The organism is Mammaliicoccus sp. L-M44 (assembly GCF_022386355.1).
Lineage (GTDB): Bacteria > Bacillota > Bacilli > Staphylococcales > Staphylococcaceae > Mammaliicoccus > Mammaliicoccus sciuri_A.
Genome location: NZ_JAJNIU010000008.1, coordinates 100,994 through 123,260, shown reverse-complemented (window position 1 = coordinate 123,260; position 22,267 = coordinate 100,994). Strand labels below are relative to the sequence as shown.

20 protein-coding genes, 4 pseudogenes and 1 riboswitch are annotated in these 22,267 nt (G+C 33.9%); of the genes and pseudogenes, 10 read left to right on the top strand and 14 right to left on the bottom strand.

Annotated features, from left to right (window positions below; genetic code table 11):
* The 3 genes from LQ611_RS06495 to hxlA all read right to left on the bottom strand — a co-directional run.
* Positions 1-421: IS110 family transposase (locus tag LQ611_RS06495; protein ID WP_239709475.1), on the bottom strand; the 421-nt coding region annotated here is incomplete at its 3' end.
* Positions 422-814: 393 nt separating this feature from the next.
* Positions 815-1,354, bottom strand: a complete 540-nt coding sequence (hxlB, locus tag LQ611_RS06490; RefSeq protein ID WP_025905794.1) for a 6-phospho-3-hexuloisomerase — start codon at positions 1,352-1,354, stop codon at positions 815-817.
* Between the two features lies 1 nt (position 1,355).
* A complete protein-coding gene (hxlA, locus tag LQ611_RS06485) occupies positions 1,356-1,988 on the bottom strand; it encodes a 3-hexulose-6-phosphate synthase (RefSeq protein ID WP_025905795.1) in 633 nt (210 codons plus the stop codon).
* A 112-nt stretch (positions 1,989-2,100) separates the two neighbouring features.
* On the opposite strand from hxlA, the gene LQ611_RS06480 reads away from it, so the two are divergent.
* From LQ611_RS06480 to LQ611_RS06440, 9 genes are all read left to right on the top strand, one after another.
* Positions 2,101-2,454, top strand: coding sequence for a winged helix-turn-helix transcriptional regulator (locus tag LQ611_RS06480; protein ID WP_025905796.1), 354 nt, complete (start codon positions 2,101-2,103; stop codon positions 2,452-2,454).
* Between the two features lie 60 nt (positions 2,455-2,514).
* On the top strand, positions 2,515-3,069 hold the full coding sequence (locus LQ611_RS06475; RefSeq protein ID WP_151359232.1) for a DUF4256 domain-containing protein: 555 nt from the start codon (positions 2,515-2,517) through the stop codon (positions 3,067-3,069).
* Between the two features lie 158 nt (positions 3,070-3,227).
* On the top strand, positions 3,228-3,683 hold the full coding sequence (locus tag LQ611_RS06470) for a LytTR family DNA-binding domain-containing protein (RefSeq protein ID WP_051575455.1): 456 nt from the start codon (positions 3,228-3,230) through the stop codon (positions 3,681-3,683).
* A gap of 13 nt (positions 3,684-3,696) precedes the next feature.
* Positions 3,697-4,080 (top strand): DUF3021 domain-containing protein, encoded by a 384-nt coding sequence (locus LQ611_RS06465; RefSeq protein ID WP_025905799.1) that lies wholly within the window; start codon positions 3,697-3,699, stop codon positions 4,078-4,080.
* A 312-nt stretch (positions 4,081-4,392) separates the two neighbouring features.
* Positions 4,393-4,501: riboswitch (TPP riboswitch) on the top strand.
* A gap of 67 nt (positions 4,502-4,568) precedes the next feature.
* Positions 4,569-5,162 carry a thiamine phosphate synthase gene (locus LQ611_RS06460; protein WP_374229772.1) on the top strand — a complete coding sequence of 198 codons (594 nt, stop codon included), beginning with the start codon at positions 4,569-4,571 and terminating at the stop codon, positions 5,160-5,162.
* On the top strand, positions 5,155-6,264 hold the full coding sequence (gene thiO / locus LQ611_RS06455) for a glycine oxidase ThiO (RefSeq protein ID WP_103361649.1): 1,110 nt from the start codon (positions 5,155-5,157) through the stop codon (positions 6,262-6,264). Before LQ611_RS06460 ends, thiO begins: the two co-directional genes overlap by 8 nt.
* The gene (gene thiS / locus LQ611_RS06450; protein ID WP_025905802.1) at positions 6,261-6,461 is read left to right on the top strand and encodes a sulfur carrier protein ThiS; all 201 of its coding nucleotides are present in this window, start codon (positions 6,261-6,263) and stop codon (positions 6,459-6,461) included. Before thiO ends, thiS begins: the two co-directional genes overlap by 4 nt.
* Position 6,462: 1 nt before the next feature.
* Positions 6,463-7,230, top strand: coding sequence for a thiazole synthase (locus LQ611_RS06445; protein WP_025905803.1), 768 nt, complete (start codon positions 6,463-6,465; stop codon positions 7,228-7,230).
* A complete protein-coding gene (locus LQ611_RS06440) occupies positions 7,230-8,228 on the top strand; it encodes a ThiF family adenylyltransferase (RefSeq protein ID WP_151359229.1) in 999 nt (332 codons plus the stop codon). Before LQ611_RS06445 ends, LQ611_RS06440 begins: the two co-directional genes overlap by 1 nt.
* Before the next feature lie 86 nt (positions 8,229-8,314).
* Here the strand turns inward: LQ611_RS06440 and LQ611_RS06435 are convergent.
* A pseudogene (locus LQ611_RS06435) lies at positions 8,315-8,929 on the bottom strand (IS256 family transposase); the annotation flags it as partial.
* Between the two features lie 86 nt (positions 8,930-9,015).
* The gene (locus LQ611_RS06430; protein ID WP_025906891.1) at positions 9,016-9,369 is read right to left on the bottom strand and encodes a DUF488 domain-containing protein; all 354 of its coding nucleotides are present in this window, start codon (positions 9,367-9,369) and stop codon (positions 9,016-9,018) included.
* A gap of 149 nt (positions 9,370-9,518) precedes the next feature.
* Here LQ611_RS06430 and LQ611_RS06425 point away from each other — a divergent pair, with 149 nt between their 5' ends.
* A complete protein-coding gene (locus LQ611_RS06425; protein WP_239709473.1) occupies positions 9,519-11,474 on the top strand; it encodes a fructose-1,6-bisphosphatase in 1,956 nt (651 codons plus the stop codon).
* A gap of 65 nt (positions 11,475-11,539) precedes the next feature.
* Here LQ611_RS06425 and LQ611_RS06420 read toward each other — a convergent pair.
* From LQ611_RS06420 to LQ611_RS06385, 9 genes and pseudogenes are all read right to left on the bottom strand, one after another.
* Positions 11,540-13,389: pseudogene (locus LQ611_RS06420) on the bottom strand (CocE/NonD family hydrolase); the annotation flags it as partial.
* Positions 13,390-13,630: 241 nt separating this feature from the next.
* Complete coding sequence (locus LQ611_RS06415; protein WP_107565574.1) at positions 13,631-15,394, bottom strand: ABC transporter ATP-binding protein; 1,764 nt, start codon at positions 15,392-15,394, stop codon at positions 13,631-13,633.
* On the bottom strand, positions 15,378-17,168 hold the full coding sequence (locus tag LQ611_RS06410; RefSeq protein WP_103361677.1) for an ABC transporter transmembrane domain-containing protein: 1,791 nt from the start codon (positions 17,166-17,168) through the stop codon (positions 15,378-15,380). The genes LQ611_RS06415 and LQ611_RS06410 overlap by 17 nt, the downstream gene beginning before the upstream one ends.
* 387 nt (positions 17,169-17,555) lie before the next feature.
* Positions 17,556-18,182, bottom strand: coding sequence for a LysE family translocator (locus LQ611_RS06405; RefSeq protein ID WP_103361676.1), 627 nt, complete (start codon positions 18,180-18,182; stop codon positions 17,556-17,558).
* Between the two features lie 68 nt (positions 18,183-18,250).
* Positions 18,251-19,057, bottom strand: coding sequence for a glutamate racemase (locus LQ611_RS06400; protein ID WP_239709471.1), 807 nt, complete (start codon positions 19,055-19,057; stop codon positions 18,251-18,253).
* Positions 19,058-19,072: 15 nt separating this feature from the next.
* On the bottom strand, positions 19,073-19,468 hold the full coding sequence (locus LQ611_RS06395) for an acyl-CoA thioesterase (RefSeq protein WP_025906898.1): 396 nt from the start codon (positions 19,466-19,468) through the stop codon (positions 19,073-19,075).
* A gap of 216 nt (positions 19,469-19,684) precedes the next feature.
* Positions 19,685-20,266, bottom strand: a pseudogene (locus tag LQ611_RS14270) (E domain-containing protein); the annotation flags it as partial.
* A 279-nt stretch (positions 20,267-20,545) separates the two neighbouring features.
* Positions 20,546-20,593 (bottom strand): annotated as a pseudogene (locus LQ611_RS14265) (YSIRK-type signal peptide-containing protein); the annotation flags it as partial.
* Positions 20,594-20,793: 200 nt separating this feature from the next.
* Positions 20,794-22,236, bottom strand: coding sequence for a 6-phospho-beta-glucosidase (locus LQ611_RS06385; RefSeq protein WP_103360806.1), 1,443 nt, complete (start codon positions 22,234-22,236; stop codon positions 20,794-20,796).
* Positions 22,237-22,267 lie beyond the last annotated feature (31 nt).

Here is a 22,267-nt window from a genome sequence, read left to right as displayed (position 1 = left end):
GATTTTGATCGTTTTCAATTTCAACATGAAATCGAGCTCGTTCACGTAATTCAAAGAAAATATCAGGATTTGAATCTAGACTGGTGCTCGCCTTTAAATATGGCGCTAAAAGCGCTAATTTATGAGCATCAGATTCGTCTGTCTTCCACGCTCTTAATGAACTTGTTTTAAACCTTGCTTCTAATGGATTCATTTCAATAAAATCAATTTGATTTACTCTACAAAATTTCACCATACCTCTTGAATAAATGCCTGTGGCTTCAAATACAAACTGAAATTGATCCATTTCATTCAAATAATTAAGTAGCTGGTTATACCCATTTTTATTATTTTGAATAGTGAATTCTTTCTGAAATAGATTATCTTGATAATGGGCAATAACACTTGTTCTTTTACTAATATCAATGCCAAAATAATTCACCTAACAACCTCCTTATTTTAATTGAGAAGCTTCAAGCTTAATTAACCTTTCTCATTTCACTTTCCTATACACGACTTCAAGAGCCCTACATACTACAACCGAATTTCAAAAGGTGAGAGTTAAACTGACTAGTTTATCTTACGGATTTGAAACCCAATAGACTCCTCAGTCTACTTCTCTCTACAACTATAAAAAATAGCTGTGAAAAAATCTATCGTCATAGATTTCTTCACAGCTAATCTTAGTATGTTTATCTTGTTTGGACAGTCTTGATAAATACAAGGTCCTGAATATTGCTAGTCGCTCCCCACTTGCAATATTCACACTTCCAACAACACTCATCTCTATCTAAAAAGTAAGAAACCGTCTGAATGTTTCAGACGGTTTCCTCTATTATTCTAAATTCGCGTGTTTATTTTGCATATATGTTTCACTTACGTTTAATTGTTCCATTAAATCCATTACGATACTATCTAAATATAATTGAGTGCTTTGTTCGAATAGACTTCCTAGTGGTTGTTCTGATCCTTTTTCATCATATTTAGTACCTGCTGGTAAAACGATCACATCATCTGCTATTTCAGCGATTGGTGATTGTTCTTTTGTAGAAATTAATATGACATTCGCTCCGATATCTTTTGCTGTTTGTGCGAGTAATTTCAAGTGAGCTGTTGATCCTGAACCGGAGACAATCAATAATTTATCTCCTTCTTGAATAGAAGGTGTACTTGTCTCACCTACTACATAACTTTTCTTACCTAATTGGTTCAATCTCATAGCAAAACTGTTCGCAACGAATGCAGAGCGTCCTTTAGCTGCTACAAACACTAGATCTTCTGACAACAAGCTATTTACGAATTGCTCAGTATCCTTCAAGTCTACTTGATTTAATGTTTGCTTAATTTCATCCAATATTAATTGATAACGAGTCATATTATTTACCTTCAATAATTTCTCTACATAATTTTGCAGCTGCTTTTGGATCGTCTGCGTTAGCAATTCCTCCACCAACAATAATTAAATCTGGATTTTCATCAGCAACAGATTGAATTGTTTCTGGTGTAATACCACCTGCTACTGCTACTTTTGAATTTTTGATAACTGATTTAACTGTACGTAAGCTTTCTAATGGTGATACACCTTCAGCTTGTAAGTCATAACCAGTATGCACAGCGATATAATCTGCACCTAATGCATCTAATTCTTTCGCACGTTTTTCTAAATCTTGAACTGCGATCATATCCACTAATAATTCTTTACCATGTTTATGCGCTTCTTCAACTGCACCTTTAATAGAAGCATCTTCTGCTACACCTAAAATTGTTACGATATCTGCACCAAATTTAACAGCTTGGCTTACTTCATAACCAGCAGCATCCATAATTTTTAAGTCAGCTAATACTTGAACATCTTTAACAGATTGACTTAATTTTTCTACTGCACCTAATCCTTCATTAATAACGATAGGTGTACCGATTTCTACTATATCTACATATTCCTCAACTTGTTGCGCTAATTGAGCTGCTTCTTCTTTATTTAATAAATCAATTGCTAATTGTAATTTCATATTAATCATATCTCCTTTATCTATATTACTTTACACTAATAATTGTGATACAATGTATGAAATTATGCAATACTGACAAATATGTCACTTAGTGAAGAAATGGGGTTGTATCATGGTATTAATTAACTATAAAGAAACGGAATATTATAATTCTAAAGACTTAGCATTATCTGTTATTGGAGGTCGTTGGAAAATACCAATCATCTGGCATTTATTACAAGCGTCACCTCTTAGACTCAACGAATTAGAAAAGAAACTACCAGATATTAATCAGCGTATGCTTATTAGACAGTTGAGAGAACTTGAAGACGATCATATCGTAAACCGTACTGTATATCCGGTCGTACCGCCTAAAGTTGAATATAGTCTGACACAAATAGGTAAAAATTTAGAACCTGTTGTTAATGGCATTTGTGATTGGGGAGACGAATTTTTAGACTTTTTAAATACAAAAGATAAAGCCTAATCACATATTGCTTTTAATTGCTTCATAGTTTGCTACAATAAAATAAAAAAGGAGTATTTTATGACAGCTCAAAAACTTTCACAAGAAGAACAAGCTGAACTGCTTACAATTTTACAAAAGCGTTTCGAAAAATTTCCAGAACGTCATAAAAATATAGAATGGTCAGATGTAGAAAAACGATTAAATGAACATCCAGAAAAATTATGGTCACTTAATCAAATGGAACAAACTGAAGGAGAGCCTGATGTAATAGGATTAGAAGACGATGCTTATATATTCGTAGACTGTTCGAAAGAAAGTCCTAAAGGTCGTAGAAGTGTTTGCTACGATAGAGCAGCATTAGAATCTAGAAAGAAACATAAACCAGAAACAAGCGTAATGGACATGGTTCATGAAATGAAGGTTACATTACTTAATGAAGAACAATATAGACATTTACAAACACTCGGTGAATTTGATAAGAAAACATCTAGTTGGATTGAAACACCTGCAAAAATTAGAGACCTTGGCGGTGCATTATTCTGTGATTTACGTTATGACACAGTATTCACGTACCATAATGGCGCTGATTCTTATTATGGCGCAAGAGGTTTCCGAAGCATGTTAAAAATATAAAATTAAGCTTCCTCAATTTGTCTCAAGAAGACAAGTTCAGGAAGCTTTTTCTATACAATCATTACCTAACCACTTACACCGTATATTCAACCGGTTATGACATAACTACTGACAAATAATGTGATACAACATACTATATAACCAAAGGAGGTTATGCTATGACAGAGCCATTCAACGTTCAACTAAACATCGACACTTCACAAACGACGACGGATATTTCAATCAGAACCTTTGAACAAGAACTTGGTCATAACCTATTAACGTATATTCAACAATTTGAAACATCCAACCATAAAATAGGTATTAAGACTTCACAAGGAACGTCACTTATTTTAAAAGAAGATATCATTTTTGCAGAAGTTTTTGATAAACAACTGAACATCATAACACTCAGTGAAACACTCACAACTCGAATGTCACTCACTGCCTTACAGCAAACGTTGCCTAAGCAGAAGTTCGTACAAATTAGTAAATCATCTATCGTCAACATAGAACATATCACCAAAGTATCACCGTCATTCTCAGGGAATTTATATGCAACTTTATCCAATAATAAAAAAGTAACCATTTCAAGAAGGTATGTTAAAAATTTAACTGAAATATTAGGTATATAAGGAGGAGAACATTATGAACAAAATCTTTAAATCTATTCTACAAGGTATCGGTATAGGAAGCAGCATTATGCTCATATTTATCGCAATATTTGATGTAACAATTGACTTCCAAGCAGTCTTCAGCGTTTATATATTCGGAGCAATTTGTGGATTTCTACCAATAGTTTATGAAATCGATCAAATACCACTTTTATTCAAACTCATCATTCATTTAGGTGGAAGTATCATTACGTTCTTTATCGTTTCAACAATTAATAACTGGATACCATTACAACCAGCACCACTCATTGGCGGACTCACAACCTTCGCATTGATATTCCTCGTTATCTGGTTTATATTTATGTATCTCAATATTCAACAAAGCAAAAAAATAAATACAAAACTTAAAAAAATGTAAACAAAGACCCTTAAGGTTCACACCTTAAGGGCCTTATTTTCCGTTTTTCCATATTTTACTGAAATAAATGTAATTCACACGATATAAATTCCGTATCACACAAAGCGTGTAATCATTTTTGATCATCTAATTTAATTGATAATAGTTATCAATGTCAATATTATTTTCTATTTTAATAAATAATTGGTTGTGCGAATTTTATTTCACAAAATTTAAAAATTAGTAGAATGGAATAATTTAGGTTGTAACTCAATAACATATAAATTTGAACATTCTTACTTTTATATGTACAATGGATGTAATAACTAAATAAATGTCCACTGGAAGTGCCTTATTATAGGCTGAGACTGAAGTAGTGACTTCGGGATTCCTTGAACCTGATCCAGTTCATACTGGCGTAGGAAAGTGGCGTATATAAGCTTACTTATACTTATAATTAAATTTTTACGCTATTTTTCTATACAGAAAAATAGCGTTTTTTATTTGGAGTGATTTCATTGTTTATTGCTGTTACACCGTATAAAGACTTAGATGTTACTGATTTAGAACATTATATAGAGATTGCAGAAGAGATTGATTTGTTATTACTGAGAGTGCCTATGACACGTGATGATCTATGCTGGGTGCTTGATTATTTATTAGCAAATGGCTTTCCACAAACGAAATTAATGATTCATTCAGATATGGTCATACTTGAAAAATATGATTTAAATTTTATTCATTTTCGTGAAAATGACGTGCAAGCATTTGAATATAAAAAGCTTCACCCTCATATATCCGTTAGTATGTCTACACATTCAGTTGAAACTGTGAAACGCGCACGTGAGTGGTCTTTAGATTTTGTATTCTTTGGTCATGTGTTTGAAACGCGTTCTAAACATGGTCTTAAACCAAGGTCTTCAAAAGACATAACAGATGCAGTATCTATAGATATTCCTGTTTATGCAATTGGTGGCATAGATACGCATTCTATTAAGTCGTTACCTCATGGTTTTGAAGGTGTTTGTGCAATTTCATTTTTCAGAGATCGAAGTTTGCGTGAAATTCAATTATTAAGAGAGGAGTGGCTTGCATATGTATGACGTGTTAATTGTTGGCTCTGGTGTCATGGGCATGTCTATTGCGCGTGAATTAGCACTTAAGAATGATTCGTTGTCTATCGCTGTGATAGATCGAGATGTGCCTGGATTACACGCATCTTATAAAGCTGGTGGCATGTTAGGTGCACAGAATGAATTTATTGAAGATACACCCCTTTATCAACTTGCATTACGTTCGAGAGATTATTTCGAATCACTCAGTCACACGTTATATAAAGAGACGAATATCAATATTGATTATCAAGCACACGGTTTAATTAAAATGGCCGCTTCACGAGATGATATCGACAGCTTAACAGCGCAATATCGTTTTTTGAATAAACGCGATCGTTCAGTTACGACGTTAGATAGTCAATCACTTCGTCATCTTTCAAATCATACGATTTCTTATAATCATAAAGCGATTTATATTCCATTTGATGGACAAATTAATGCCAATCAATATGCTAAAGCTTTGTTGAAATCTATTGAGTACAAAGGAATTGAACGCATTTATCACACTGAAGTTAAATCCATTCATCGCTTAAATAATGCGTTTAAAGTGCTCACTGCAAACCAAATTTTACTTTCCAAAAAAGTCATTGTTGCTGGAGGTGCATGGAGTCATCAGTTATTAGCAGACTATGAAATTGAGCCAAAAGTAACTGGTGTTAAAGGCGAAGTTCTACTGTTAGAACATCCAGACTTAAAATTAGAACAAACACTTTTCATGACGAATGGCTGTTACATTGTGCCGAAACGTGACAATCGATTCTTAGTGGGTGCGACGAGTTATGTAGATGACTATACTGTAGGCACATCAGTTGAAGGAGAGAATTGGTTAATGCGTCAAGCATGTAAATACATTCCATTATTATCAAGTAGTCGACTCATTCATAAATGGTCGGGAATCAGACCATACACTGATAATGAATGGCCTATTATGGATGAAATCGATGAAGATTTATATATTGTTACAGGTCATTATCGTAATGGCATATTACTGTCACCTATCATCGGTAAATTAATGGCTGAATGGATTGTTTATGAAGAAAGACCCACGTTATTAAAAGCATTTAAAGTGAGGAGGTGTGTCCATTTATGAAATGTATCATTAATGGTGATGAATTTAATTTTGAAGATGCGTTAACGTTGTCAGATTTACTAGACTCACTGGAATTAGATAAAGATAGAATCATCGTCGAATGGAACGATACACTCATTAAAAGTGAACAATTTAATGATATTACTGTTAGAGAATCAGATAGATTAGAACTACTAGAATTTGTTGGAGGCGGATAAAATGTTAAAAATAGGACCATATGAACTCAACTCAAGATTATTATTAGGTACTGGTAAATTTAAAGATGAAGAAACACAATCTAAAGCAATCCAAGCATCAGGTGCAGAAGTGCTCACTTTTGCTGTAAGAAGAATGAATCTATATGACAAATCATTACCCAACCCATTAGCAAATGTTGATTTAAATCGCTTTATTACTTTTCCTAATACTGCTGGTGCACATACTGCAGAAGAAGCTGTACGTATTGCAGAAATTGCCAATCATGCTGGGCTTTGCAACTTAATTAAAGTAGAAGTTATCGGTGACGATAAGACTTTACTACCAGACCCAATCGAAACTTATAAAGCATGTGAAATATTATTAGATAAAGGCTATATTGTCTGTCCATATATTTCGTGTGATGTTGTGTTAGCTAAACGACTTGAAGCATTAGGTGTTCACGCAATTATGCCGCTAGCTTCTCCAATTGGAACAGGCAGAGGTCTTAATAATCCACTCAATTTAAGATATATCATTGAACAAGCTAACATACCCGTTATCGTGGATGCTGGTATTGGTTCACCAAAAGATGCTTGTTATGCGATGGAACTTGGTGCAGATGCAATTTTATTAAACACTGCCATTTCTGGTGCGAGAGACCCTGTCAAAATGGCTGAAGCGATGAAATTAGGTATTGAAGCCGGACAATTAAGTTATGAGGCAGGTAGAATCCCTGTTAAATATACAGCACAAGCATCAAGTCCAACTGAAGGATTAGGGTTCTTGTAATGGAACGTTATGAGCGACAAATGAAGTTTCAACAGTTCGGCGAGCATAGCCAAGAAACATTGCAGAATACACGTATATTGATCATGGGTGCAGGTGCATTAGGCAGTCATGTTGCAGAACTACTTGCTCGCATGGGTGCTCATCAATTAACGATAATCGATATGGATATCGTAGAGCTTTCTAATCTACATCGTCAAGCACTCTATAATGAACGTGATGCAGAAGAAATGCTTCCTAAAGTCGTTGCTTTAAAGGAGAAAATTAAACAGATTAATCATCATGTAGAATTGAATGCTATCCATCAAGAATTAACAGCACAAAACATTGAAACGATTATTCAAAATGTCCAACCAGATATTGTAATCGATGGCATGGATCAATTTGATATGCGCTTTTTAATCAATGAAGCTTGCCATAAATTAAACATTCCTTGGATATATGGCGCAGCAGTCGGAAGTAAAGGGACCGTTTATGCAATTGATTATAGTGGACCTTGCTTAAGATGTATCCTTCAAAGCGTACCTCAAACTGGAGAAAGTTGTGCGATAAATGGCGTGCTACCACCAGTTGTTCAACAAGTAGCCAGTTACGAAGTGTCAGAATTACTCAGATATGTTGCTGGAAAATCTTTTTCCAAAAAGCTCATCACAATAGATACATTTGAAATGAACATACGCGCAACAAATATCAATTTATTAAAAGACGATGACTGCGTTGTCTGTGAGCAAGGGATTTATCAAGCATTAAACACACCATCCCTTTCATCAATAGAAGCATTATGTGGAGATACGTTCATGTTTAGATTTAAACAACACGCATTTGAATTAGCACATCACTTCCCAGGACATATCGCTAAAGAAAACGCATATGTAAAATTTATAGCATATGACGATATGACCATGACCTTATTTAAAGACGGTCGCATGAACGTACGCGGTATAGCATCACAAGAAATCGCAGAAGATATATATCAACAGTTTAATAGGTGTATAAGGTAGGGAGCGAGATAGGATTGGACCAAGTCTTGGAGGCAGTTGCGGGTGATGTCTTGGTTGAAGTGGCTTTGTCAAATTAAGTGTGTAAGTTATTCAAGATACTTAATAACTCTATCTTTAATTTGATCATGTAAAAGAAGCTGTTTCATAACCATAGACCAGTTTGGAATGTAACCAGCGGACCATTTCTTTTGAAGTTCTTTCGTTCGAATAAAGAGTAATTTTAAGAGTGCATTCTCATTTGGGAATGCACCTTTTTTTGTAACCTTTCGGTAACTAGAATGAATACTTTCTACCGCGTTAGTTGTATACATGATTTTACGAATATTACTACCATAATCAAACAGCTGTTCAACGTGAGTGAAGTTACGTTTCCAAACATCAACCGCACCAGGATATTGAGACCATTGTTGTTTAAATGCTTCAAAAGCAGTATGACAAGCTTTAAGTGATGTTGCCCCATAAACCTTTCTTAAAGAAGAAGTAAAAGCTTTATAGTCTTTACTTGGTACGTATTTAATAGAATTCCTAACTAAATGTACAATACATCTTTGAACAATTGTTTTAGGAAAAATAGCCTTAACTCCGGATTCTAAGCCAGAAACACCATCCATAGATAAAAAGAAAATGTCTTCGACACCACGAGCCTTAATTTCATCAAATATTTGCATCCACTTATGCTTGCTTTCTGTTTCATTAAGCCATGACTTGGACTATCTCTTGGCTTTATTCGGTACTTAAGCCATGATTTGCCCCTTCTCTTGGCTTTATTCAGTACTTAAGCCATGACTCACCCATCCAATATTTCTTTTAACACGATTGCTTGATTGTGTTTTTCGTCTTTGGCGCCATACAATATGATGAGTGTTTGTTTGTTTTCTTTATATATTTCTTTTAGCTTATTTAAAGCTTCTTGTTGATCGCCTGATTCGAGTTCTTTTTTATATTTTTCTTTGAATGCTTCAAATTTACTTGGTTCGTGATTGAACCATTTTCTTAATTCACTAGAGGGCGCGATGTCTTTTAACCAATGATCTAAATTTGCTTTGTCTTTAGATATCCCTCTCGGCCATACTCGGTCCACTAATACTCTTACGCCTTTTTCATCAAGATTATTATAAATTCTATCTATTTTACATACCATGAATGATCGACTCCTTTATATATATTTAGCCTATAGAAGTGAATCTTAAACCATAAAAGAAAACGCTTAATGTGTTATACTATATCTCAAATGGTAGGTTTAATTTCTAAATAAAAAATCTCGAAATGATGAACGGAGTGAATTTTTTTATGACTCAATACGACAGCCAGAATTTAAAAGAAAAATACTTAAATTTATTAGCAGAAAAGTTTGATGAAGAAGAAAAAGTAGCAACTGAAATTATTAATTTACAATCTATTTTAGACTTACCTAAAGGAACAGAACATTTCGTAAGTGACTTACATGGCGAATATCATGCATTCCAACATGTTTTAAGAAATGGTTCTGGTAATGTGAGAGCTAAAATTAATGATATTTTTAAAGATACACATTCTGAAGAACATATTAGCGACCTTGCTGCACTCGTTTATTATCCAGAAGAAAAATTGAAACTTGTTAAAAATCAATTTGCATCAAAATCGGAATTAAATGAATGGTATATTGAAACAATTCAACAGATGATACATCTTATTTCATACGCTTCAAGTAAGTATACACGTTCTAAGTTACGTAAAGCTTTACCAAAACAATTCGTATACATAATCGAAGAGTTATTATACAAAAGCAATGTCTATAACAATAAAACGACTTACTACGAAACGATTGTTCAAAAAATCATTTCACTAGGTCAATCAGATAAACTGATTATTGGTTTAGCATACACGATTCAAAGATTAGTCGTTGACCATTTACATGTTGTAGGAGATATTTATGACCGTGGTCCTGAACCCGATAAAATTATGGAGACGTTAATCAATTATCATTCTGTTGATATCCAATGGGGTAACCATGACGTATTATGGATTGGTGCTTATGCTGGTTCAAAAGTATGTTTAGCTAATATATTAAGAATATGCGCACGTTATGATAATTTAGATATCATTGAAGATGCATATGGTATTAATTTGCGACCTTTAGTTAATTTAGCTGAAAAATATTACGGCGATAATACTGCATTTCATCCAAAAAAACATGCCGACAAAGAACTATCAGAAGAAGAAAAACTTCAAATCACTAAGATTCATCAAGCAATCGCCATCATTCAATTTAAACTAGAAAGTCCAATTATTAAACGTCGTCCGTCATTTGATATGGAAGAAAGACTCGTACTCGAAAAAGTAAATTACGATAAAAATGAAATTACTATTTATGGTCAAACGTATCAATTAGAAAATACATGCTTCGAAACCATTGATCCAGCAAATCCAGCACAACTAAACGAAGAAGAAGAGGAAGTCATTAATAAACTTCTACTTTCTGTACAAGAATCCGAAAAACTGAAACGTCATATGAACTTTTTAATGAAAAAAGGTAACTTATATTTAAAATATAATGGTAATTTGCTTATCCACGGATGTATACCTGTAGATGAACAAGGTAATATGGAAGAAATGGAAATTGACGGTAAAGTCTTTAATGGACGTGAGTTATTAGACCAATTCGAATATCATATTAGAAATTCATTTAGTCGTAAACATGAAACAGATGATTTATCTACAGATTTAATTTGGTATTTATGGACAGGTAAATATTCTTCATTATTCGGTAAACGTGCCATGACAACATTCGAAAGATATTTTATAAAAGATAAAGCGTCACATAAAGAAGAAAAAAATCCTTATTATTACTTAAGAGAAGACAGCGATATGTGTCGCAAAATGTTAGAAGAGTTTGATTTAGATCCTGAACAAGGTCGTATTATCAACGGTCACACACCTGTTAAAGAAATTGATGGTGAAAATCCAATTAAAGCAAATGGTAAGATGATTGTTATAGACGGTGGATTTTCAAAAGCTTATCAATCTACAACAGGTATCGCCGGCTATACATTGCTGTATAACTCATTTGGTATGCAGCTCGTTGCCCACAAACACTTCGGTACAAAAGAAAATGTACTACTCAACGGGGCTGATGAACTATCCGTTAGACGTGTTGTAGATGAAGAACTCGAAAGAAAGAAAGTTCGAGATACAAACATCGGTGCCAAACTGCAAGAAGAAATTCAAATGTTACAAGAATTAATGTCATATCGTTATATAGATTAAAAGAACCGCGAAAACTAACGTGAGCTGTTAGTTTTCGCGGTTCTTTTAATCTATATTCATCTTCAAGTAAAGTCTCGTTTTATTTTCTTTTTCCATGTTTTTGAGAAGCATTGTTCGCCTTCGTTATAAGCTACGACTTTATTATATAAATAATAATAGTCTTCATCACATGTCATTGTACTAAATGTCTCTACTTCAGTATCTATATCATCATCTTTAACAATCACTTTCCAATCACATTGAACTTTGGCTGATAATGGATCGTCTTCTTTAATTGTGTAGACATTTAAGTTCTCTGTTCCATATGTGATATGACTATCTTTTAATGTTCTTAATCCTTCATCTGAATAATCTCTTAATTCCCATTCATTGGTCGTTAACCGCTTCGTGATATCCCTCGTTCGAGACCCTTCTCTATGAATGATTTTTTTTAGAGGCTGTGCAGTTTCTGATAAAGGATAGTCTAATTGAATTTCTTCAAAATGATCAACTAAAGGTAATATCAATTGTGAATACTCTAAATCCACTTTTATATTTGCTATCTCTTTGCTCGGCCAAATTTGTGGCCAATATGTAGGAGAGATAGACACTTCTATTTTATGTCCTGCTGGTATTTGATAGCCTATAACATCTAGAGGTACTTCTGCATTGATATACTCGTTAATTGGTAGTTTCTCTGGCGTTTCATGACTCTTGTAGTGATTTAGATTCAACTGACCTTTCGTAATCAATGTCTTCTTGCCATTTGGATGCACGTCAGAAATACGCACATGGATATTGCCATATTCACAATCAGATTTAACACGGAGCTTTGCGATAGGTTGTCCAATGATATTCAATGTTTCACCATACGTCTCAACCATAAATGAGCATGCTAAAGCATTATCGATTGTTTGGTCATCTGGTAAGTCCCCTTCTTGGCCAAAAGGACAGAACACGCCTGAATAAAGACCATGTTGTTGATTATTTTTCAACGTGATTTCTTGCGTCATACTACTGAAAATATCTTTCGACTTGATGTCTTCTTTTAATAAATCTAGCCATTTGCCTTCTCGATAGTCGTATGAAGTTTGTGGCTCTACACTATCTTGAACATAAACAAGAAATTCGTCTTTATGGTTAATATGGTCATTCGGTTCCATCCATTTATCTAACCATGCGACAACTTCTTGTAAATATCCAAATTGAGGTCCAGGAATTGCAACGTCTGGAAATTCATGTGCCCAAGGTCCTATAATACCTTTCTTCGGAACATTCAAATGACGCATTAAACGAAACACAGCATTTGTGTAGCCGTCAGCCCAACCACTCATCGTTAATACCGGAATGGTAATGTTTGAATAATCTTCATTGATAGAACCGTGCTTCCAATAATCATCTCTTGTTTGATGACTAACCCATTCTTCCACAAACGGTGGTGTATGTTCTAAACGTTCAAGCCAATTCTCATACCATTTATCACCGAAATATTTCGGAAATGCTGGTCGTGCATTATATGCAAACATCGTAGAAGCCCACCAAAGCATATCAGAAGCCATAAGCGTTCCGCCTTTATAATGAACATCATCCGCGTATCGATCATCCGTTGAACATAATGAGATAATGGTCTTCAATGCTTCTGGTTGTCTCGCAGCAACTTGTAATCCGTTAAATCCTCCCACGATTTACCGATCATTGCTACTGAACCATTTGACCACTCTTGGTTTGTTATCCATTCTATAATGTCCAATGCATCGTCTTGTTCTTGTAATGGATATTCGTCTTCGATAATACCTTCAGAATCCCCAGTTCCCCTTATATCAACTCGAATAGCAGTATACCCAAACCCTGCAAAATACTTATGTCTAATTTCATCCCGTAAAGCTGTAAATTCATCTTTTCTATATGGTAAATATTCTAATACCGCACCTTTAGTCTTAGTGTCGGTCTTAGGTTGCCAGATTTTAGCTGATAATTTCGTACCATCTTGCATCGTTATCCAAGTATGATGAATCACTTCGATTTCATATGGAAATTGTGTTCGCTCAGTTATTTTATTATAGTCTACATCAAAAACACCCATGTAAAATCCTCCTCTATTTATCTATTACTGCTTATTATACATAATTACATATATAAAAACTGACCAGACACTTTCGTCTGATCAGTTCGTACTATTATCCATTTTGAAGTAAATACATTTTGTGATAAATGCCGTCTTGTTTAATCAATTCGTCATGTGTGCCTCTTTCAACAATTTCGCCTTTATTCAATACGAGTATTTGATCAGCATCTTGAATAGTTGAAAGTCTATGTGCAATCGCTAATGTTGTTCTGCCTTTTCTCATTTTTTCTAAAGATGCTTGAATTTGCGCTTCTGTTTCTGAATCGATATTAGCAGTCGCTTCATCCAGTATTAATATTTTTGGATCACTTGCGATCGTTCTTGCAAATGCTAACAATTGTCTTTCTCCACTTGAAAATGCACTACCTTTTTCGATTACTTTATGATCATATTTCCCAGGTAATTTATTGATAAATTGATCTGCATTTACAAATTCAGCCGCTTCTTTCACTTTTTCAAAAGTCATTGTCGGGTGATACAATTTTATATTCGATGTAATCGTTCCGTAGAAAATAAATGCATCTTGAAGCACAAGCCCAATATTAGATTTGAGTTCTTTTTTCGGTATTTGCTTAATCGATTGTTGATCTATTAAAATTTCACCTTGTTCAAATTCATAAAATCTCATAAACAAGTTAATGATTGAACTTTTCCCAGAACCTGTATGCCCAACAAGTGCAACTGTTTCACCTGGATTTGCGATAAATGATATATTTTTTAATACATCTGTTTTGCCATCGTAACTAAATGTTACATCTTTAAATTCAATTTTGCCGTCAGTAATATGAAAATCTTGACGCTCTTGTTGCTCGGGCTCAAGCATATCATTATCGATTAGTTTAAATACACGACTCGCTGATACGAGCGCTTGTTGAAGTACGTTTAAATTTTGACTGACTTGGTTAATCGGTTCAAAGAAGCGTTCCATATATTGTACAAATGCAAATACAACCCCTGCTGTAATGCCACCTGAAAAGCTCAATATACCGAAGTAGCTTAATATCATAATGACAGCAAATACTGAAATCATACTGATTGCCGGTCTGAGTAATAAGCCATCAATTTTGACTGTCTTCATATTAAACTCATAGTGCTCATCGTTAATGTCATTAAATTCTTTTTGAAGTCTCTTTTCTTGATTAAATACTTGAATAATTCTCATACCTTCGATAGATTCAGCTAACTTCGCATTTAAATCTGATAAAAGCTGTCTCGCTTGAGAAAAGTATATCGCAGAATATTTTCTATAAAGTGCTAATATGACAACTATAATAGGTACAAATACAAGTGCCATTAAAGCTAATTTAAAATCTAAAATAAACATCATGACATAACTTGAAATAACCATAAATAATGCCATTAAAAATGATGAAAATACACCGATAAACATTTCTACAATGGCTTCAGTATCATTCGTTAACCTTGATACTATACTGCCACCTGGCTCTTTATCAAAATAGCGCATGCCTAATTGGCCAATTTTATCAAAAGCATCAATTCTTAATTGTTGAATCACTTTAAAAGCTAAATATTGAAATAAGTATACATTCCAATATGTTGTTACAGCACCGATGATTTGAACGACAAAGAATATGACAATCAGTAATGTCATATCTGATTCTGGAAATACACGTGGTGTTAAATAGTCATCGATAAATACTTTTACTAAATAAGGTGTTGCGACACTTGCAACTGTTGAAATCGTCAGCATTAAGAAAGCAAGTGCAATGATACCTTTAAAGGGGAACGTATATTTAATTAATCTTTTAAGTACATCAAACTGATCTTTGGCAGTTAAATTATGATTTTGTGCCATCGTTGTCATCCCCCTTTGCCAATTCATCTAGACTACTCGCAAGTTTTTCATGTAAGGCTTGTGATTGATACGTGTCATAATACCAACCTTTAAGATTCATCAACTCTTGATGTGTACCGCGTTCAATGATTGTGCCTTCATCCATCACGATAATCATATCCGCATGACTGACAGCACTCATTCTATGAGCTGTTATAATATTCGTCTTACCTTGTCTGACGTTCTGCATATTTTCAAGTATATGTTCTTCAGTCTCTGCATCTACTGCTGATAATGAATCATCTAATATCAGTACAGGTGGATTCATAATTAATGCCCTTGCGATAGAAATCCTTTGTTTCTGACCGCCTGATAATGAAACACCTCTCTCACCGACAACTGTATTGTAGCCTTCAGGAAAGCTTAATATATCTTGGTGAATATAACTAATATTACTCGCGTTATGAATAATATCATCATCGATAGTAGGATCGCTAAAGGCAATATTATTTCTTATTGAAGTCGAGAATAAAAAGTGATCTTGAGGTACATAACCAAATTGCGCTCTTAAATGACGAATATCAAAATAACTTAATGGATGATGTCCATATATAATTTCATCCGCTTCTTTCGTATCAAATTCGCGTAATAACAGACGAATGATTGCACTTTTACCTGACCCTGTTCGACCAACAATACCTAATGTTGTACCTTTTTCAATCGTGAAATGAATGTCATGTAATGCCACATTATCATCGTTTGGGAATTTAAAGGATTTAATGTCGACATGAATATCCCCTTCAGGAATCGTATCCGTCTTAACTTCTGTATCGACATCGTTTGGAACATTGGTAATTTCATTAATTCTTTCATATGAAGCATGACCTCTTTGAACAATGTTAAAGAATAATCCAAGTGCAAGCAGTGGCCAAACCATCATCCCTAAATAAGTTGTAAATGTAACAAGTTGTCCAATTGTAATATCATCTTGAATCACCATTCTTGCGCCAAAGAATATCGCTAAAAAGTAACTCACACCAATTACTGACATAATCGTTGGATCAAACAATGCATCAATTTTAGAAACTTTTAAATTTTTGTATACGACATCATCACTTAGTTGCTTAAAATCTGCTTGATCGTCTTTTTCATAACCAAAAGTCTTTGTAACTTTTATCCCAGCAATACTCTCTTGAGTCTTATCATTCAACTGACTAAACGCAGCTTGTGCCTTTTTAAAACCGCGGTTAAGCAATTTACCATAATAACTCGTTAATATAATCATAATAGGAAGTGGAATCATCACAATTAAAGTTAAACGCCAATCAACAGTAATTGCCATAGTAATCAGAACAGCCCCACCTGACATCAATGAATCAGCAATTGTCAGAACGCCGCCACCTGCAGTGTTCTGAACAGCTCTAATATCATTAGTAGCATGTGCCATTAAATCTCCAGTACGTCTTTCTTGGAAAAAGGAAGGACTCATTGACGTATATTTGTGATACAGTCGCTCTCTTAATATCTTCCCTAACCTCATACTCGCCCCGAAAATCATAATGCGCCAGTAGTACCGAAATACATATGTTAATACAGCAGCAAGAAATAAAATGATGAGATAAATAAGAAGCGTCTTTTCCGTTAAAGTATTAAAGCTAATACCATCAATCACTCGACCAATAATTTGTGGTGGCAACAAATCAATCAGCGCAACGAGTAATAAAATGAGAATGCCAAAAATATAATTTTTCCTTTCTTGTTTAATAAACCAGCCCAATTTTGCAAATACCTTCATAATCGTCCACACTCCCCTTATATCTACACATTTAAAATTTTAGCACAAAACAATCATCTGAAAATTGAAAGTTCATAATTTTCATACATTTATATAAAAATCATCCGAATGGCGTATACGGGAATTTTGTAGATGAGGGAGATTGGGAGGTGTGGGTGTTGCTTGTTTAGGCAGTCTTGCAATATACGGGCGTGCTATGTGGCTTGTTTAGGCAGTCTTGCAATATACACGGCTCCAATATTGCTAGTCACCCTTCTCTTGCAATATTCAGACCTCCAATGTTGCTAGTCACGCTCCACTTGCAACATTCAGAACACTTCATCCCACTATTCCCCAATAAAAAAATGGCCGGGACATTATTCAATGTTCCGCGCCATTTTCACTTCTTTATGATTTTGTACCGAATAGACTTATTCCTAATATGACAAATACTGCACCACTTATTTTATTGATAATTTTTTCTGCTACGATATTTTCTCTTAATTTTGTTGTTAAACTACTTGAAAAGATTGCAATGATAAATGATGTGATCGCACCCATTACTGCGAAAATACTACCCAATATTAAAAATGGTATTGGACCGTACTGATTATCCACTGAAATAAACTGTGGAATAAAGGAAATAAAGAATAGCGCTACCTTAGGATTCGTAACGTTCGTGATCACGCCTTGTACAAATAATTTTCTACGAGACTGATACACGGTCTTCTTTATTGAGATTGAAGATTGTTTACTTATAAACATTTGTATACCTAAATAAATTAAATAAACTGCTCCGACAATTTTAATAATCGTGAATAAGACAACGGAAGTTTGTAAAATAACGGACAACCCTAATCCTGACAGTACAGTATGAACAACTGCACCAACCGATACACCTAATGCTGAATATATACCTGCATCTCTACCTTGTGAAATACTTCTATTTAATATAAACATCATATCAATACCAGGTGTTATACAGATGATAAGCACTGTGATTAAAAACAGTTGAAAAGATACGATATCAAACATCATTTACCCCCTTTAAATTAATCGTTAAGATATACTAACATATAATCTAAAGTTGTAAAATGAAAATTTTAATTTATCTCGACCTTTTCAATTTCTAAGTCTATATTTAACTTTTCAAGTATTGATTCAAAACCTTCTATAGTATAGTTCTCATTTTCAGTTACTAATGTCTTAATCCTGCCATGACCGTTGGAAATGTAGGATGCTGCTTGTTCAATAACAGTTTGAGCAGGATCAATAAACATGATATGTGGATATAATTCTTTAAAATAACTATACAACCACGGTAAATGTGTAGAAGATAATGTAAATATATCGATTTCTTCATGTTGGTCTATAATATCATCCATAAAATTCTTCACAGTCATTAAAGTACGATATTTATCGGATATAAATGAACCGTCTTCAACTAATTCTACTAATGAAAAAGCATTAAATTGATATACATGGCCTGAAGAAACTTCATTGTTTATAAATTCATTTAATGCATCACTTTCAATTAAAGATTGAACACCTAAAATACCTATTTGTTTACTAGAAGATTTCTCTAACGCTTCTTTCACCGGTGGAAATACACCTATGATTTCAGTATCAAAATTATCTTTCATGTTATTTAAAATAGTAATCGTTGGTACATTAGATGCCACGATAATCAAACGAGGATTCCACTTTTCTAAATAATGAATGGTTTGTGTGATTACAGTTTCTAATTCATGGATATATTTTTGACCATAAGGAAACTGATTGCGATCTGCCAAATATATTATGTCTTGATTTGGGTATGTCTTTTTTAACAATTCTACAATTGAATAGCTGCCAATTCCCGCATCAAAAACAGCAATAGGTTGCAATAACGTGTCTTGATTATTTGTCATATATGCCATCCTAACTTAAATTTCTAAAAATACTTTCGGTGTTTGTGCTATTTTCTCATCTACCACGTTATAAAATCCACCTTTTTGATATCCCATACAATGCACTTTATCTTCTGTAGCAATTTCGAATTCAAGTTCCCACTTCATTCTACTCACTTTAACTAACCAACACCTACCAACTGGTTTATCATGAATCGTCAATGGTACTTTATAGTCTGACTCAGTTCTCATCAATATTGGTGATATATTAAATTTCATCATTTCTGAGTAAGTCATATATTGGTTGATAAAAGCAGTTCTTAAATCTTCAAACCATCTTACATACACAATATTACTCACAATGCCCATAGCATCAATATCATAAACATTAACTTCGATTTCTTTTTCAGCGACTAATTTTCTCTCTTGCATTAAAAAGACTCCTTCGTACATCATTTTTTATTATTTCAAAATAACTTTATACATATTATCACTTAAAGTCATTCATTAAATCAACCTTTAGCAATACTAGGAATTTTTAAATACTTTTTCAACTAAATTTTTTATTGTTGAAAAAGTTATTTATATAAAAAGTGGTTAAGTCTTATGACCTAACCACTTTTAAATCACTTAAGAATAATCTAGTTATTAGTTATTCTCTTTGTTATCTTTTTTGCGACGACCAAGCAATAATAATGATCCAACTCCAGCAAATAAACCGCCGAATAAAGCACCGTTATTAATTGGTTGTTCACCAGTGTCTGGTAATTTCTTATCATTATTTGATTTATCATGATCATCTGTAGTTGCAGCTTTTGCAATGCCGTTTCCATCATTGTTGTTTGAATCAGTTGAACCCATTCCCATATCTGAGTCTGAGTCTGAATCTGAGTTGCTTTCTGAATCTGATTCACTATCAGAGTTTGAATCGCTGTCTGAGTCTGAGTTGCTATCTGAGTCGCTTCCTGTGTCCTCTTTAGCACCATGGATGATTACTTCATCTTGTGGTTCTTCAATGATTTCACCAGTTTCAGGATCTTTCAATCCATCTTTACCTGGGATAACTTTAGTTTCACCTTCTGGTAAGTTTGGATCAATTTCTTCATGAGTACCATGAGGAATAATTTCAGGTGCATAGTTAACAATTTCGTCTGTTGGTTCTTTCGTTACTTCCGTTGTTGGATCGCCTTCGCCTACTTTTTCTGCTGTTAATGGATTAATTGTTGCTGCTTTGTTTGTTTCTTCAGCTGCTGGCGCTTCTTCTGTTGTTGCTTTTTCTGCTTCTTCAGCTTTTGGTGCTTCTTCTGTTTGTTCTTCTTTAGCGACATCTTGTTCATTAGTTGCAATTTCTTCTGTGCTCTCTTGATCTACAATTTGTTTTTCTGTTGATGTTTGTTTTTCTATAGCCTCTTCAGATTGACCATCATCATTTAAATTATTTGACTGTGATTGTACAGAATTATTTTGTTGTTCATCCGCTTTTGCTTCTTCACCTATCCCGAAAAGTAAAGTAGCTCCGACTAAAATAGAAGCAGTTCCTACTGTAAATTTTCTAATAGAATACTGGACCGTCTACACTTAATTGGACAACTTCTTTAAAGAGAAGTATTGTTAAAATTAAGAAAGTAGGTGGTCTTTTTATGAGAAGAGAGCGTAGAGAATACAGTAATGAATTCAAACAGCAAATGGTTGATTACAACATAAAAAAATCTCTTGTCATTTAATATGACAAGAGATTAATTCGTTAATATATTTTATTATTTAAGTTCTTCACCGTTTGTATCGATAACATTTTTATACCAATAGAATGAGTTCTTCTTAGTACGTTTTAATGTTCCTTTTCCTGCATTATCACGATCTACGTGAATTAAACCATATCGTTTTTTCATTTCACCTGTTGTAAATGATACAATATCAATTATGCCCCATGGTGTGTAACCCATTAGTTCAACACCGTCTTCATCAACCGCTTCTATAGACGCTTGAATGTGTTCTCTCAAGTAATCGATTCTTTCTTGGTCATCTATCGTACCGTCTTCTTTAAATTCATCTGTTGTACCGAAGCCATTTTCAACGATAAATAATGGTAACTGATAGCGATTGTACAGCGCATTTAAAGTATATCGTAAACCAATTGGATCTATTGCCCAACCCCATTGACTGACTTTAATGTATGGATTCTCTACTGAATTTGGTAATCCACCATTCACAACATTACCATCAACACTTTGTTCTGCATCATGTTTAACGACTGTAGACATATAATAACTGAAGCCGATATAGTCTACCGTACCATTTTTCAAGATTTCATCGTCGCCTTCTTGCCACTTAATATCGTAACCTTTTTTCTCGAACATTTTTAATGCATAACCTGGGTAATATCCTCTTACTTGAACATCTGGGAAGAAATATCTCAAACGACTGGCAATTTCCGCTTCTAAAATATCTTTAGGATTACATGAATATGGATAAATAGGTACGTGAGAAATCATGTTTCCAATTACAAAGTTTGGATTAATTTCTTTACCTTTTGATACAGCAAGTGCACTTGCGATTAATTCGTTATGCGCAACTTGATATAATACTTCTTCAGCATCATCTTCTTCTGTTAAAGTGACACCAGAATTCGTCCATAAGAATATAGGATTACTCGTATCCATTTGGTTATTAATCTCGTTAAATGTCATCCAATATTTCACTTTATCTTTATAACGATTGAAGACAGTTTCAGCAAAACGAACGAAAAAGTCTACAACTTTACGATTTCTAAAACCACCATATTCTCGTGCTAAATGTAACGGCATTTCAAAATGAGATAACGTTAATACAGGTTCAATGTTATATTTTAAAAGCTCATCAATCACATTATCATAGAACTTTAGCCCTTCTTCATTTGGCTCAGTTTCATCACCATTTGGAAAAATACGCGTCCATGCGATAGATGTTCTTAAACACTTTAATCCCATTTCATTGAACAGGCCAATATCTTCTTTATATCTATTGTAGAAATCAATACCTTCATGGTTAGGATAATATTTGTCCGCTTCAATCTTTTCAGTAATTTCACGTGCTTTACCATGCTCACCAGCAGTCATCACATCATGAACACTTAACCCTTTACCACCTTGATCATATCCACCTTCGAATTGATTAGCAGCTAAAGCGCCACCCCATAAAAAGTCTTTGTTTAATTTAGCCATTTGATTACCTCCGGATATTTTGTATACACTT